The organism is Streptococcus sp. 27098_8_76 (genome assembly GCF_041432315.1).
GTDB lineage: Bacteria > Bacillota > Bacilli > Lactobacillales > Streptococcaceae > Streptococcus.
In genome coordinates, this window is sequence record NZ_JAPVZI010000002.1 from 120,115 (window position 1) to 134,834 (window position 14,720).

The 14,720-nt window shown below is 38.1% G+C and carries 11 protein-coding genes; 10 read left to right on the forward strand and 1 reads right to left on the reverse strand.

The features are described from left to right. The first annotated feature begins 24 nt into the window (after positions 1 to 24). The 10 genes from O3636_RS02090 to O3636_RS02135 all read left to right on the forward strand — a co-directional run bounded on the left by O3636_RS02090 (position 25) and on the right by O3636_RS02135 (position 13,602). Positions 25 to 3,858, forward strand: coding sequence for an SIALI-17 repeat-containing surface protein (locus tag O3636_RS02090; RefSeq protein WP_371641494.1), 3,834 nt, complete (start codon positions 25 to 27; stop codon positions 3,856 to 3,858). Positions 3,859 to 4,148: 290 nt separating this feature from the next. Continuing rightward, entirely contained in the window at positions 4,149 to 4,847 is a 699-nt protein-coding gene (locus tag O3636_RS02095) for an N-acetylmannosamine-6-phosphate 2-epimerase (protein WP_001135679.1), read from the forward strand. Between the two features lie 24 nt (positions 4,848 to 4,871). Next, a complete protein-coding gene (locus O3636_RS02100) occupies positions 4,872 to 5,324 on the forward strand; it encodes a YhcH/YjgK/YiaL family protein (RefSeq protein ID WP_000587482.1) in 453 nt (150 codons plus the stop codon). Between the two features lie 18 nt (positions 5,325 to 5,342). After that, the gene (locus tag O3636_RS02105; protein ID WP_000738780.1) at positions 5,343 to 6,680 is read left to right on the forward strand and encodes an ABC transporter substrate-binding protein; all 1,338 of its coding nucleotides are present in this window, start codon (positions 5,343 to 5,345) and stop codon (positions 6,678 to 6,680) included. A 78-nt stretch (positions 6,681 to 6,758) separates the two neighbouring features. Then, the gene (locus tag O3636_RS02110; RefSeq protein ID WP_000237988.1) at positions 6,759 to 7,643 is read left to right on the forward strand and encodes a carbohydrate ABC transporter permease; all 885 of its coding nucleotides are present in this window, start codon (positions 6,759 to 6,761) and stop codon (positions 7,641 to 7,643) included. Next, positions 7,643 to 8,476 (forward strand): carbohydrate ABC transporter permease, encoded by an 834-nt coding sequence (locus tag O3636_RS02115; protein ID WP_000730332.1) that lies wholly within the window; start codon positions 7,643 to 7,645, stop codon positions 8,474 to 8,476. Before O3636_RS02110 ends, O3636_RS02115 begins: the two co-directional genes overlap by 1 nt. 16 nt (positions 8,477 to 8,492) lie before the next feature. Further along, a complete protein-coding gene (nanB, locus tag O3636_RS02120) occupies positions 8,493 to 10,586 on the forward strand; it encodes a neuraminidase NanB (protein ID WP_371641495.1) in 2,094 nt (697 codons plus the stop codon). Positions 10,587 to 10,598: 12 nt separating this feature from the next. Then, positions 10,599 to 11,702 (forward strand): Gfo/Idh/MocA family protein, encoded by a 1,104-nt coding sequence (locus O3636_RS02125; RefSeq protein ID WP_000241736.1) that lies wholly within the window; start codon positions 10,599 to 10,601, stop codon positions 11,700 to 11,702. Between the two features lie 68 nt (positions 11,703 to 11,770). Next, positions 11,771 to 12,688, forward strand: coding sequence for a dihydrodipicolinate synthase family protein (locus O3636_RS02130; RefSeq protein ID WP_001281495.1), 918 nt, complete (start codon positions 11,771 to 11,773; stop codon positions 12,686 to 12,688). Between the two features lie 17 nt (positions 12,689 to 12,705). Continuing rightward, positions 12,706 to 13,602, forward strand: coding sequence for an ROK family protein (locus O3636_RS02135; RefSeq protein ID WP_371641497.1), 897 nt, complete (start codon positions 12,706 to 12,708; stop codon positions 13,600 to 13,602). 109 nt (positions 13,603 to 13,711) lie between these two features. On the opposite strand, the gene O3636_RS02140 is transcribed toward O3636_RS02135, so the two are convergent. Next, positions 13,712 to 14,563, reverse strand: coding sequence for a MurR/RpiR family transcriptional regulator (locus tag O3636_RS02140; RefSeq protein WP_033676581.1), 852 nt, complete (start codon positions 14,561 to 14,563; stop codon positions 13,712 to 13,714). Between the last annotated feature and the right edge of the window lie 157 nt (positions 14,564 to 14,720).

Below are 14,720 nucleotides of genomic sequence, written 5' to 3' on the forward strand. Positions count from 1 at the left end.
TTGAAAGTTAAAGTGAGGTAATGTATGTTTGTGTGTTTAAAAGGTTTAGGAAAATTTCGTAAATCCAAAGCTTATGGTTTGGTTGGTTGTTTGACACTATCAGCGGTGATTGGCTTAGCTGCACCAGAGTTACCAGTTATTGGTGGTGGGGTTGTTTATGCTGATGTCATTCAAGGCGGTAGTGATATTCACGATGTGGATGTTCATAGTAAATCTGCAGAAGGTGTTGCTATGACTTATACCACTTATGATAGCGGAACAAGTGGAAAACAAACCGCATCAGGTAGCGGTGCCTTTGTAGCGCCGAATGTGATGGTAACAGTAGCTCATAACTACTATGATAAAAACCAAGAGGATAAGTCTGCAGTATTGCGTGGTGGGGAGTCTGCTCGTAGTTATGTTGTGATGAACTCAGAGACAGAGAAGAGTAATAAAGTACCTACTTCAGGGGTATCAGAAGCTCTTGAAAAAGACTCTATTCACTTGTATAACGGCAAAGACTTTGGGAAAGACTATAGCAACGATTTAGCAGTAGTTATCACTAAAAAACCTGTCGAAGCTATGACAGGTGGTGAGGACTCTCCAAGAGAGTTGAGTGATAAAGAGGTTTCTACGGGTGATAGCATCACTATGGTCGGATATCCCAATGATTTTTCTACTCCTAATTTAAGTAAAGAAAATAAAGCTCGATTGAAAGATGGTAAGGCTTATTCAGTCTCCACAACTGTGAGCAGTATCAATAAAGAGAGTGGTGCAGTCACTTATCATTCCTCAGCTTTAGGAGGTTTTTCAGGTGCTCCTTTGTTTAATGATAAGGGAGAGGTAGTCGGTATCCACCAGCACGGAACAAATACTTCAAACGCTCCTGAGAGTGAGCGTATTGGGGGTGGTACTATCTTTACGGAAAAGCACAGAGCTTGGATTCGTTCTATGATTGATAAATATGGTATAAAGGGTTGGTATATAGATGGTGCAAACCGTTACTACTATGATGAAAATCATATAGCTTTAAAAGATGTAGAATCTGAGATTGATGGTGCTTGGTATAGTTTTGATGAAAAAGGTCGAGCTACTTTAGTAAAAGGTGAAGAAAAAGGTCGCGTTTTACTTCGAGTGGAAGATACTAAAGGAACTCGTTTGATTTCAGATAAGGTTGTTCAGGAAGGTCCTGTTGGAAGTGGTTTGAATTTTCATTTAAGACAAAATCCAGACTTCAAACAGTTAATAGCAACTTCCCCAACAGCTAAAGTGGTATCTTATAATGGAGTGCCAATTAACAAACTAGCAAGTGATACAAGTTGGCCTGATGAATATGTCAGTAAGTTAGCTTTGGGTGATACAATTATAAGAGCGGTAGTAGATTCGGTAACTCCTCCATCTACCTCTTCTTCGGATTTTGCAAGAACTGAAGTTGGTAAAGTCGATTTGAGTGGTAAATCGAACTTACCTGTACCTAGTAAAGAGGTGTTACAAGCTCCGAATGGTTCAGAAAATTTTTATGCTACAACGCATATTCAAACGCCAGATGGGTCGGGGTCAGGTACTTTAATTGCACCAAATTTGGTGTTAACAGTCGCTCATAATTTCTTAACAGTTAAAGGTTCTGAGGTAGTTACTAAATCTGGTCGTACCAATACAGTGTATAAAGCAACTTTACCGAATGGGTTGTCTGTGAATTTTTCAGATGATGATATTGTTTATTGGAATAAGAAAGATTCAGTATTTGGATTTAAAAATGACTTAGCTTTGGTTCGATTAAAAGAAGCAGTAAAAGGAGTAACTCCTGTAGAGGTTGTAAAACGATCTTCGAAAGTTGCAGAGGGGGATTCAGTTTCGGTCTATGGTTTTCCAGATAACAAGCTAAGTCCAGTTTTAGATAGCAAAGTAGTAGGAACTACAGACTTCGGTTCTGGAATAGAGGGAATTAGCTATGGAGGTACGAAACCTGGAGCGTCTGGTGGTGGTCTTTATAATGATAAAGGTGCTTTAATTGGAGTTCACCAAAATGGTGTTGTAGGAAGTCGCAGTGGTGGTTTAGTCTTATCAAAAGAGCAGCTGGATTGGGTTCGTTCTTATATTGAGGGTCAACCAAAAGATCCTGTCTATGTGGAAGATAAAGAAGTGGAACCTTCTAAGAAGGATTCGGATAAGGATTTAGCTGGGAAATTAGATCCAAAAAAAGATAGCGGAAAAGAAGATTCTGGTATTTTAGGTACATCTGGTGACTTTGCGACTCCTACAGTCTCTAAGCCAGAGTTTACAGGTGGCGTGAATGGGGGCGACTCACTTGTTACAGAAGTTCCAGAGTATAGCGGCATTATATCCACATTAGGAGATTCTCCAGCTCCTACAGTCTCTAAGCCAGACTTTACAGGCGGAGTTAACGGAGGTGACTCACTTGTTACAGAAGTTCCAGAGTATAGCGGTGTTCTCTCCACATTAGGAGATTCTCCAGCTCCTACAGTCTCTAAGCCAGAGTTTAAAGGTGGCGTGAATGGAGGCGAATCCCTCGTTACAGAAGTTCCAGAGTACAGAGGCTTCCTATCCACATTAGGAGATTCTCCAGCTCCTACAGTCTCTAAGCCAGAGTTTAAAGGCGGAGTGAATGGAGGCGAATCCCTTGTTACAGAAGTTCCAGAGTATAGTGGTGCTCTCTCCACATTAGGAGATTCTCCAGCTCCTACAGTCGCTAAGCCAGAGTTTAAAGGCGGAGTGAATGGGGGCGACTCACTTGTTACAGAAGTTCCAGAGTATAGCGGTATTATATCCACATTAGGAGATTCTCCAGCTCCTACAGTCGCTAAGCCAGAGTTTAAAGGTGGCGTGAATGGGGGCGACTCACTTGTTACAGAAGTTCCAGAATATAGTGGTGTTCTATCCACATTAGGTAATTCTCCAGCTCCTACAGTAGCTAAGCCAGAGTATATGGGTGATACATTATCAAGCTCAGGAGAAGAATCGACTCCAACAGTTGAACAGCATGACTTTACAGGTGGAGTTAACGGAGGCGACTCACTGGTTACAGAAGTTCCAGAGTATAGCGGCGTTCTGTCCACATTAGGAGATTTTCCAGCTCCTACAGTAGCTAAGCCAGAGTTTAAAGGTGGCGTGAATGGAGGTGAATCTCCGATACTAGAAATCCCAGAATATATGGGTCCATTATCAACCTCAGGAGAAGGAAGTTCAGTAGTGAAATCTACTGATAAACAAGTAAATAATAAAAACACTAAAGATGAATCAGAAACGAAGCACGTTGTCTCAGGAATTGCTAGTTCACAACGTATTTTAAAAAATGAAACAGGAAGTATTCAAATTCAAGCTTCAGAAGAAGTATTGAAAAATGTGATAGGTATTCAAATTCAAGAAATTCAAGTTAGTGATTTAAGTTCATTAAACTACAAAGCATTTGATATCAAATTGAAGGATGTAAATGGCAGATATGTTAAACCTGAAGGAAAAGTCCTTGTTACTTTTGCTACAGATCAGTCCGTTGAGAATGTTTATACTGTAGATCCAGAAGGAAAACTACACACTATTGAATTCGAACAAAAAGATGGAAAGATTATTTTTGAGACTAATAATTCTAGTATTTATGCGATGACTTTCCGACACTCTATTGACAATCCACTATTTAAAAATCCTACAGAAGATAACAAGGCTGAGGAACTTTCACTGTCGTCTAAATTGTTATCAACAAATGAAAACTCTGAATCTAATCGATTAGAGAATAAAGTAAGTAATAACGAACAGTCTAAGTTACCAAATACAGGTGAGAATAAATCAATAACAACAGTTTTGCTTGGTTTTGTGGGAATGATCCTTGGAGTACTAATTTCCTATAAACAAAAAGATAGTTAACTTTGTCTGAAATCTCACTTTGAACTTCTATGTTAATCTAAAATAAACCAGTCTGGAGTCCTGTAAAAAGATGGGAATTCTAGACTGGTTTTATTGATATAGAAGTTTATCATAAGATTCGTAATTTTGAGTAATAGATACGGATATTTATGTTATCTGAAACTACTTTCAGAAACAGCTGTTCTATAAAATACTTTTGAAACTGTAATCTATCCTACTACAAAGTATTGAAAGCGCTTCATAAATGATATATAATCAACTCACAAGAACAAAGAAAAGGAGGAAAGAGGATGCCACAGATTACTAAAGAAGCCTTGATTGCACAAATCAAAGATGGAATCATCGTTTCTTGTCAGGCCCTTCCTCACGAACCGCTTTATACAGAAGCGGGAGGAGTCATTCCCTTGCTGGTCAAAGCGGCTGAGCAAGGTGGAGCAGTCGGTATCCGAGCAAATAGTGTTCGCGATATCAAGGAAATCAAGGAGGTTACCAACCTTCCAATCATTGGGATAATTAAACGAGATTATCCACCACAAGAACCCTTCATCACTGCTACTATGAAAGAAGTTGATGAATTGGCAGAACTGGACATCGAGGTGATTGCTCTGGATTGTACCAAGCGTGAACGCTACGATGGTTTAGAGATTCAAGAGTTCATTCGTCAGGTTAAGGAAAAATACCCTAACCAGCTCTTGATGGCTGATACAAGTACTTTCGAGGAAGGATTGGCAGCTGTTGAAGCAGGAATTGACTTTGTCGGAACAACCTTATCAGGATACACATCTTACAGTCCAAAAGTGGATGGTCCCGATTTTGAATTAATTAAAAAACTCTGTGATGCCGGTGTAGATGTCATTGCAGAAGGGAAAATTCATACACCAGAACAAGCCAAACAAATCCTTGGATATGGAGTGCGAGGTATTGTTGTCGGTGGCGCTATTACTAGACCAAAAGAGATTACAGAACGCTTCGTTGCTGGTCTTAAATAAAAAATAAAGAAAGGGGGATTGAGTATGATTATTACTAAAATCAGTCGTTTAGGAACTTATGTGAAAGTAAATCCACATTTTGCAACATTAATAGATTTTCTAGAAAAAACAGGACTAGAAAATTTAACAGAAGGTCCGATTGATATCGATGGTGATCGATTATTTGGTAATTGCTTTACTTATCTAGCAGACGGTCAAGCAGGAGCCTTCTTTGAAACTCACCAAAAATATTTGGATATTCATTTAGTTTTGGAAAATGAAGAAGCCATGGCTGTTACGTCGCCAGAAAATGTAAGCGTTACCCAAAAATATGATGAAGAAAAAGATATTGAATTATACACAGGAGAAGTGGAACAGTTAGTTCATTTGAGAGCTGGTGAATGCCTTATCACTTTTCCAGAAGATTTACATCAACCCAAGGTTCGTATAAATGATGAACCTGTTAAAAAAGTTGTCTTTAAAGTTGCGATTTCTTAATGTAGAAAGGGAAGAACAATGAAAAAAATGAGAAAGTTTTTATGTCTAGCTGGAGTTGCGCTAGCAGCCGTTGCCTTGGTAGCTTGTTCAGGAAAGAAAGAAACTACAGCTGACACTGAACCACCGACAGAATTATCTGGTGAGATTACAATGTGGCACTCCTTTACTCAAGGACCACGTTTGGAAAGTATTCAAAAATCAGCAGATGCTTTTATGCAAAAGCATCCAAAAACCAAAATCAAGATTGAAACATTTTCTTGGAATGACTTCTATACTAAATGGACTACAGGTTTAGCAAATGGAAATGTGCCAGATATCAGTACGGCTCTTCCTAACCAAGTAATGGAAATGGTCAACTCAGATGCTTTGGTTCCGCTAAACGATTCTATCAAGCGTATTGGACAGGATAAATTTAACGAAACTGCCTTAAATGAAGCAAAAATCGGAGATGATTACTACTCTGTTCCTCTTTATTCACATGCACAAGTCATGTGGGTTAGAACAGATTTGTTAAAAGAGCATAATATTGAGGTTCCTAAAACTTGGGATCAACTCTATGAAGCTTCTAAAAAATTGAAAGAAGCTGGAGTTTATGGCTTGTCTGTTCCGTTTGGAACAAATGACTTAATGGCAACACGTTTCTTGAACTTCTACGTACGTAGTGGTGGTGGAAGTCTCTTGACAAAAGATCTTAAAGCAGATTTGACAAGTCAACTTGCTCAAGATGGTATTAAATACTGGGTTAAAATGTATAAAGAAATCTCACCCCAAGATTCTTTGAACTTTAATGTCCTTCAACAAGCTACCTTGTTCTATCAAGGAAAAACAGCATTTGACTTTAACTCTGGCTTCCATATTGGAGGAATTAATGCCAACAGTCCTCAATTGATTGATTCGATTGATGCTTATCCTATTCCAAAAATCAAAGAATCTGATAAGGAACAAGGAATTGAAACCTCAAACATTCCAATGGTTGTTTGGAAAAATTCAAAACACCCAGAAGTTGCTAAAGCATTCTTAGAATCACTTTATAATGAAGAAGACTACGTTAAATTCCTTGATTCAACTCCAGTAGGTATGTTGCCAACTATTAAGGGGATTAGCGATTCTGCAGCCTATAAAGAAAATGAAACTCGTAAGAAATTTAAACATGCTGAAGAAGTGATTACTGAAGCTGTTAAAAAAGGTACTGCTATTGGTTATGAAAATGGACCAAGTGTACAAGCTGGTATGTTGACTAACCAACACATTATTGAACAAATGTTCCAAGATATCATTTCAAATGGAACAGATCCTATGAAAGCAGCAAAAGAAGCAGAAAAACAATTAAACGATTTATTTGAGGCTGCTCAGTAGATGTAAAAGACTAGAAAATAGGTGGGCTAGTGAGCTGAAAAGCCCTAGCCCAATCTTGTAAAAGAAGGGAGAAGGAGAATGGTTAAAGAACGTAATTTAACTCGCTGGATATTTGTTTTGCCAGCTATGATTATCGTAGGATTACTCTTTGTTTATCCGTTTTTCTCGAGTATTTTTTATAGCTTTACCAATAAGCATTTGATTATGCCTAATTATAAATTTGTTGGTTTAGCTAACTATAAAGCTGTGCTATCAGATCCCAACTTCTTTAATGCGTTCTTTAATTCAATTAAGTGGACCGTTTTCTCATTAGTTGGTCAAGTTTTAGTAGGGTTTGTATTGGCTTTGGCTCTTCACAGAGTACGCCACTTCAAGAAATTATATAGGACCTTATTGATTGTTCCTTGGGCATTTCCTACCATCGTTATTGCCTTTTCTTGGCAGTGGATTCTAAACGGGGTTTATGGCTACTTACCTAATCTAATCGTAAAATTAGGTTTAATGGAACATACGCCTGCATTTTTGACAGATAGTACATGGGCATTCCTATGTTTGGTGTTTATCAACATTTGGTTTGGAGCGCCGATGATCATGGTTAATGTGCTTTCAGCTTTGCAAACAGTACCAGAAGAACAATTTGAGGCTGCTAAGATAGATGGTGCTTCAAGTTGGCAAGTGTTCAAATTTATCGTCTTTCCACATATCAAAGTGGTTGTAGGGCTTCTAGTTGTTTTGAGAACTGTATGGATCTTTAATAACTTTGACATTATCTACCTAATTACAGGTGGTGGACCAGCCAATGCTACAACGACGCTTCCAATTTTTGCCTACAACCTAGGTTGGGGAACTAAATTGTTGGGTCGTGCTTCAGCAGTTACAGTATTGCTCTTTATCTTCTTGGTGGCAATTTGCTTTATCTACTTTGCTATCATCAGTAAGTGGGAAAAGGAGGGTAGAAAATAATGAAGAAGAAATCCGGTATTTATTTAGATATTCTCTCACATGTACTCTTGATTGGTGCGACCATCGTTGCAATTTTCCCATTGGTATGGATTATCATATCTTCTGTCAAGGGGAAAGGGGAATTAACTCAGTATCCAACACGATTTTGGCCTGAACAATTTACATTAGATTATTTCACTCATGTTATTAACGATTTGCACTTTATTGATAACATTCGAAACAGTTTAATCATTGCCTTAGCTACAACCGTTATTGCGATTATTATTTCTGCTATGGCAGCCTATGGTATTGTTAGATTCTTCCCTAAATTGGGAGCAATCATGTCGAGATTACTTGTCATTACCTACATTTTCCCACCAATTTTGTTAGCAATTCCCTATTCAATTGCCATTGCTAAAGTTGGATTAACAAATAGTTTATTTGGCTTGATGATGGTTTATCTATCTTTTAGTGTTCCATATGCAGTTTGGCTCTTAGTTGGATTTTTCCAAACAGTTCCAATTGGAATTGAAGAAGCAGCTAGAATTGATGGTGCAAATAAATTTGTTACATTTTATAAAGTTGTGCTACCGATTGTAGCACCAGGTATTGTAGCAACAGCTATTTATACATTTATCAATGCTTGGAATGAATTCTTGTATGCTTTAATTTTGATTAACAATACAGGAAAGATGACAGTAGCAGTAGCTCTTCGATCTCTTAACGGTTCAGAAATTTTAGACTGGGGAGATATGATGGCAGCATCTGTTATTGTGGTTCTTCCATCAATTATTTTCTTCTCTATTATCCAAAATAAGATTGCAAGTGGATTATCAGAAGGATCTGTGAAGTAAACGAAAGAAGGAAAAAATGAATAAGAGAGGTCTTTATTCAAAACTAGGAATTTCTGTTGTAGGAATTAGTCTTTTAATGGGAGTACCCACTTTGATTCATGCGAATGAATTAAACTATGGTCAACTGTCTATATCTCCTATTTTTCAAGGAGGTTCATATCAACTGAACAATAAGAGTATAGATATCAGCCCTTTGTTATTAGATAAATTATCTGGAGAGAGTCAGACAGTAGTAATGAAATTTAAAGCAGATAAACCAAACTCGCTTCAAGCTTTGTTTGGTCTATCTAATAGTAAAGCAGGCTTTAAAAATAATTACTTTTCAATTTTCATGAGAGATTCTGGTGAGATAGGTGTAGAAATAAGAGACGCCCAAAAGGGAATAAATTATTTATTTTCTAGACCAGCTTCATTATGGGGAAAGCATAAAGGACAGGCAGTTGAAAATACACTCGTATTTGTATCTGATTCTAAAGATAAGACATACACAATGTATGTTAATGGTATAGAAGTGTTCTCTGAAACAGTTGATACATTTTTGCCGATTTCAAATATAAATGGTATAGATAAGGCAACACTAGGAGCTGTTAATCGTGAAGGCAAGGATCATTATCTTGCAAGAGGAAGTATTGATGAAATCAGTCTATTTAATAAAGCAATTAGTGATCAGGAAGTTTCAACTATTCCCTTGTCAAATCCATTTCAGTTAATTTTCCAATCAGGAGATTCTACTCAAGCAAACTATTTTAGAATACCGACATTATATACATTAAGTAGTGGAAGAGTTCTATCAAGTATTGATGCACGTTATGGTGGGACTCATGATTCTAAAAGTAAGATTAATATCGCGACTTCTTATAGTGATGATAATGGGAAAACGTGGAGTGAGCCAACTTTTGCTATGAAGTTTAATGACTATGAGGAGCAGTTAGTTTACTGGCCACGAGATAATAAATTAAAGAATAGTCAAATTAGTGGAAGTGCTTCATTTATAGATTCATCCATTGTTGAAGATAAAAAATCTGGGAAAACGATATTATTAGCTGATGTTATGCCTGCTGGTATCGGAAATAATAATGCAAATAAAGCTGATTCAGGTTTTAAAGAAATAAACGGTCATTATTATTTAAAACTAAAGAAGAATGGAGATAACGATTTCCGTTATACAGTTAGAGAAAATGGTGTCGTTTACGATGAAACAACAAATAAACCTACAAATTATACTGTAAATGATAAGTATGAAGTTTTGGAGGGAGGAAAGTCTTTAACAGTCGAACAATATTCGGTTGATTTTGATAGTGGCTCTCTAAGAGAAAGGCATAATGGAAAACAGGTTCCTATGAATGTTTTCTACAAAGATTCGTTATTTAAAGTGACTCCTACTAATTATATAGCAATGACAACTAGTCAGAATAGAGGAGAGAGTTGGGAACAATTTAAGTTATTGCCTCCGTTCTTAGGTGAAAAACATAATGGAACTTACTTATGTCCCGGACAAGGTTTAGCATTAAAATCAAGTAACAGATTAATTTTTGCAACATATACCAGTGGCGAACTAACTTATCTCATTTCTGATGATAGTGGTCAAACATGGAAGAAATCCTCAGCTTCAATTCCGTTTAAGAATGCGACAGCAGAAGCGCAAATGGTTGAAATGAGAGATGGTGTGATTAGAACATTCTTTAGAACTACTACAGGTAAGATTGCCTATATGACTAGTAGAGATTCTGGAGAAACATGGTCAGAAGTTTCGTATATCGATGGAATTCAACAAACTTCATATGGTACACAAGTATCTGCAATTAAATACTCTCAATTAATTGATGGAAAAGAAGCAGTCATTTTGAGTACACCAAATTCTAGAAATGGCCGTAAGGGAGGTCAATTAGTTGTCGGTTTAGTCAATAAAGAAGATGATAGTATTGATTGGAAGTACCACTATGACATTGATTTGCCTTCGTATGGTTATGCATATTCTGCGATTACAGAATTACCAAATCATCACATAGGTGTATTGTTTGAAAAATATGATTCATGGTCGAGAAATGAATTGCATTTAAGCAATGTAGTTCAGTATATAGATTTGGAAATTAATGATTTAACAAGATAAAGGAGAAAAAACATGGTTAAATACGGTGTTGTTGGAACAGGATATTTTGGAGCTGAGTTGGCTCGTTATATGCAAAAGAATGATGGAGCAGAGATTACTCTTCTCTATGATCCAGATAATGCAGAGGCAATTGCAGAAGAATTGGGAGCAAAAGTAGCAAGCTCCTTAGATGAGTTGGTTTCTAGCGATGAAGTAGATTGTGTTATTGTCGCAACTCCAAATAATCTTCATAAAGAACCAGTTATTAAGGCCGCACAACATGGTAAAAATGTTTTCTGTGAAAAACCAATTGCGCTTTCTTATCAAGATTGTCGCGAGATGGTAGATGCATGTAAAGAAAACAATGTAACCTTTATGGCAGGACATATTATGAACTTCTTTAATGGTGTTCATCATGCAAAAGAACTAATTAATCAAGGAGTCATTGGAGACGTTCTATACTGTCACACAGCTCGTAATGGTTGGGAAGAACAACAACCGTCAGTATCATGGAAAAAAATTCGTGAAAAATCAGGTGGTCACTTGTATCACCATATTCATGAATTGGATTGCGTGCAATTTCTTATGGGTGGAATGCCTGAAACTGTAACCATGACAGGTGGAAATGTAGCCCATGAAGGTGAAAATTTCGGTGATGAAGATGATATGATTTTTGTCAATATGGAATTTTCTAATAAGCGTTTTGCCTTGTTAGAATGGGGTTCAGCTTATCGTTGGGGTGAACATTATGTTTTGATTCAAGGAACGAAAGGTGCTATCCGCTTAGACTTATTCAACTGTAAAGGAACTCTTAAGCTAGATGGACAAGAAAGCTATTTCTTGATTCACGAATCTCAAGAAGAAGATGATGATCGTACTCGTATCTATCATAGTACAGAGATGGACGGAGCAATTGCTTATGGTAAACCAGGTAAACGTACTCCATTATGGCTATCATCTGTCATTGATAAAGAAATGCGCTATCTGCATGAGATTATGCAAGGAGCTCCAGTATCAGAAGAATTTGCAAAACTATTGACAGGTGAAGCTGCTCTAGAAGCAATTGCTACTGCAGATGCTTGTACCCAGTCTATGTTTGAAGATCGCAAAGTAAAATTGTCAGAAATTGTAAAATAAACATAATGTAAAGGGGATGAAAAATTTATTTTCTCCCCTCGTTTCGGAAATAAGTTAGGAGAAAATCTATGTCAGATTTAAAAAAATATGAAGGTGTCATTCCAGCCTTCTACGCATGTTATGATGATCAAGGAGAAGTAAGTCCAGAGCGTACGCGTGCCTTGGTTCAATACTTCATTGATAAAGGTGTTCAAGGTCTTTATGTCAATGGTTCTTCTGGTGAATGTATCTACCAAAGCGTTGAAGACCGCAAGTTAATCTTGGAAGAAGTCATGGCAGTTGCCAAAGGTAAATTAACTATTATTGCCCATGTTGCTTGCAATAATACTAAAGATAGTATGGAACTTGCTCGCCACGCAGAAAGCTTGGGTGTAGATGCCATCGCAACGATTCCACCGATTTACTTCCGCTTGCCAGAATACTCAGTTGCTAAATACTGGAACGATATCAGTTCTGCAGCTCCAAATACAGACTACGTGATTTATAACATTCCTCAATTGGCAGGGGTTGCTTTGACTCCAAGCCTTTACACAGAAATGTTGAAAAACCCACGTGTTATCGGTGTGAAGAACTCTTCTATGCCAGTTCAAGATATCCAAACCTTTGTGAGCCTTGGTGGAGAAGACCATATCGTCTTCAACGGTCCAGATGAACAGTTCTTAGGTGGTCGTCTCATGGGAGCTAAAGCTGGTATCGGTGGTACATATGGTGCGATGCCAGAACTCTTCTTGAAACTCAATCAGTTGATTGCTGACAAGGACTTGGAAACAGCCCGTGAATTGCAATATGCAATCAATGCAATCATTGGCAAATTGACTGCTGCACATGGAAATATGTACGGTGTGATTAAGGAAGTCTTGAAGATTAATGAAGGATTGAATATTGGTTCTGTTCGTTCACCATTGACACCAGTAACGGAAGAAGATCGTCCAGTTGTAGAAGCAGCTGCAGCCTTGATTCGTGAAACCAAGGAGCGCTTCCTCTAATCCATAAGGAGGTATTTATGACACACTACGTTGCAATTGATATCGGTGGAACCAACATCAAATATGGTTTGATCGACCAAGAAGGCCAACTTGTTGAATCGCATGAAATGCCAACAGAGGCGCATAAGGGTGGACCTCATATCTTACAAAAAACCAAAGATATCGTAGCCAGCTATTTAGAAAAAGGCCCAGTAGCAGGTGTTGCCATTTCTTCTGCAGGAATGGTGGATCCAGATAAGGGTGAGATTTTCTATGCTGGGCCTCAGATTCCAAATTATGCAGGAACCCAGTTCAAGAAGGAAATCGAGACTAGCTTTAATATTCCTTGTGAAATTGAGAATGACGTCAACTGTGCAGGTCTGGCTGAAGCGGTATCTGGTTCAGGTAAGGGAGAGAGTGTCACCCTTTGCCTGACTATTGGAACAGGTATTGGTGGTTGTTTGATTATGGATGGGAAAGTCTTTCATGGATTTAGCAATTCTGCCTGTGAAGTCGGGTATATGCATATGCAAGATGGTGCTTTCCAAGACTTGGCCTCTACGACAGCCTTGGTGGAGTATGTAGCAGCAGGTCATGGAGATCCAGTTGACCAGTGGAATGGCCGACGTATCTTTAAGGAAGCCACTGAAGGAAACAAAATCTGCATGGCTGGTATTGACCGGATGGTAGATTACCTAGGGAAAGGTCTGGCAAATATTTGCTATGTTGCCAATCCAGAAGTGGTCATTCTCGGTGGCGGTATCATGGGACAAGAGGCTATCCTCAAACCAAAAATTCGCACAGCCTTAAAAGATGCCTTGGTACCAAGCCTAGCAGAAAAAACACGATTAGAATTTGCCCATCACCAAAACACAGCAGGTATGTTGGGTGCCTATTATCATTTTATACTCAATGAAAATCAAAGAGCAAACTAGGAAACTAGCCGCAGGCTGTACTTGAGTACGGCAAGGCGACGTTGACGCGGTTTGAATTTGATTTTTGAAGAGTATCAAAACAAAACAATCCTAGTTTGGCTCAGCCAAACTAGGATTTTCTGACACGTTTTTGTCTACGATAGCCGTTGAGTTTTTTATTTTCCCAGTAGCTATTAAAGATTTTTTCCTTGCTTTCGCGATTGATTTCCAAAAAATAGGCATAAATCAAATCGATAAAGAAGAGCATAGGAAGTTGAGCGGATATTCGTTGGATGTAGGAAGGTTGGCTGTGGGTGGCTACAAGAACAGTCTCTGTGTAGGCCTGACTATCTTTATTGGGAACACTTGAAAAGAGTACAGTCTTTGCTCCCATCTCCTTGGCATCTAATAGACTATCTAAAATAGAAGGTGTTGTGCCAGAAAGTGAGAAACCAAGTACGAGACAATTTTCGTCCATAATGCTGGTTGTCCAGGCAAAGCCGTCTTGATCGGTCAAAGCTTCGCAGACCACACCCAGACGCATGAAGCGTAATTTCATTTCACGAGCAACAAGGCCAGAACTTCCTGTTCCGAAGAAGTAGACACGCTCAGCATCTTCGATTAATTGGGCAATTCGTTCTAGTTGGACTTCGTCAATCAAGTCTTGTGTTTGTTCCCTCATATTGCTATAGCTTCTGAGGACTCGTTTGGTCAGTGGACTGTGCTTGGAGACTTGGTTGGCTTGATTTTCTGCCTGATGTTGGTATTGGAAAATAAATTCTCGGTAGCCAGTAAAGCCACACTTTTTAGCAAAGCGGGTCAGAGCAGCTTGAGAAATATGTAATTTTTGAGTGACCTGTTGGGAAGATAAATCATCTGTAATCGTTTCAGCTTGCAAAAAATAGCGAGCGATTTCTTGCTCTAGGTCTGTCATTTCTTCAAAATGTGAATCAATGACAGTTGCGATATCTGGTTTGTCCATAGGGAAGGCTCCTTTAAATGAGTCGTGTTGGAAAAAGACTAGATTTTTGAACTTTCACATTTATTATAACACATAATATAAGGATAAATAAATAAAAACGTATCTTACTGTAAAAACGAAAAAAAGCTTCTTTCTTTTCCATAATTTTCTGCTCAAA

What these genes read in the sequence shown, in the direction of transcription:
- O3636_RS02125 (WP_000241736.1), top strand. Translation starts at nt 10,599, where the DNA reads ATGGTTAAATACGGTGTTGTTGGAACAGGATATTTTGGAGCTGAGTTG.
- O3636_RS02115 (WP_000730332.1), top strand. Translation starts at nt 7,643, where the DNA reads ATGAAGAAGAAATCCGGTATTTATTTAGATATTCTCTCACATGTACTC.
- O3636_RS02105 (WP_000738780.1), top strand. Translation starts at nt 5,343, where the DNA reads ATGAAAAAAATGAGAAAGTTTTTATGTCTAGCTGGAGTTGCGCTAGCA.
- O3636_RS02140 (WP_033676581.1), bottom strand. Translation starts at nt 14,563, where the DNA reads ATGGACAAACCAGATATCGCAACTGTCATTGATTCACATTTTGAAGAA.
- O3636_RS02095 (WP_001135679.1), top strand. Translation starts at nt 4,149, where the DNA reads ATGCCACAGATTACTAAAGAAGCCTTGATTGCACAAATCAAAGATGGA.
- O3636_RS02100 (WP_000587482.1), top strand. Translation starts at nt 4,872, where the DNA reads ATGATTATTACTAAAATCAGTCGTTTAGGAACTTATGTGAAAGTAAAT.
- nanB (WP_371641495.1), top strand. Translation starts at nt 8,493, where the DNA reads ATGAATAAGAGAGGTCTTTATTCAAAACTAGGAATTTCTGTTGTAGGA.
- O3636_RS02130 (WP_001281495.1), top strand. Translation starts at nt 11,771, where the DNA reads ATGTCAGATTTAAAAAAATATGAAGGTGTCATTCCAGCCTTCTACGCA.
- O3636_RS02135 (WP_371641497.1), top strand. Translation starts at nt 12,706, where the DNA reads ATGACACACTACGTTGCAATTGATATCGGTGGAACCAACATCAAATAT.
- O3636_RS02090 (WP_371641494.1), top strand. Translation starts at nt 25, where the DNA reads ATGTTTGTGTGTTTAAAAGGTTTAGGAAAATTTCGTAAATCCAAAGCT.
- O3636_RS02110 (WP_000237988.1), top strand. Translation starts at nt 6,759, where the DNA reads ATGGTTAAAGAACGTAATTTAACTCGCTGGATATTTGTTTTGCCAGCT.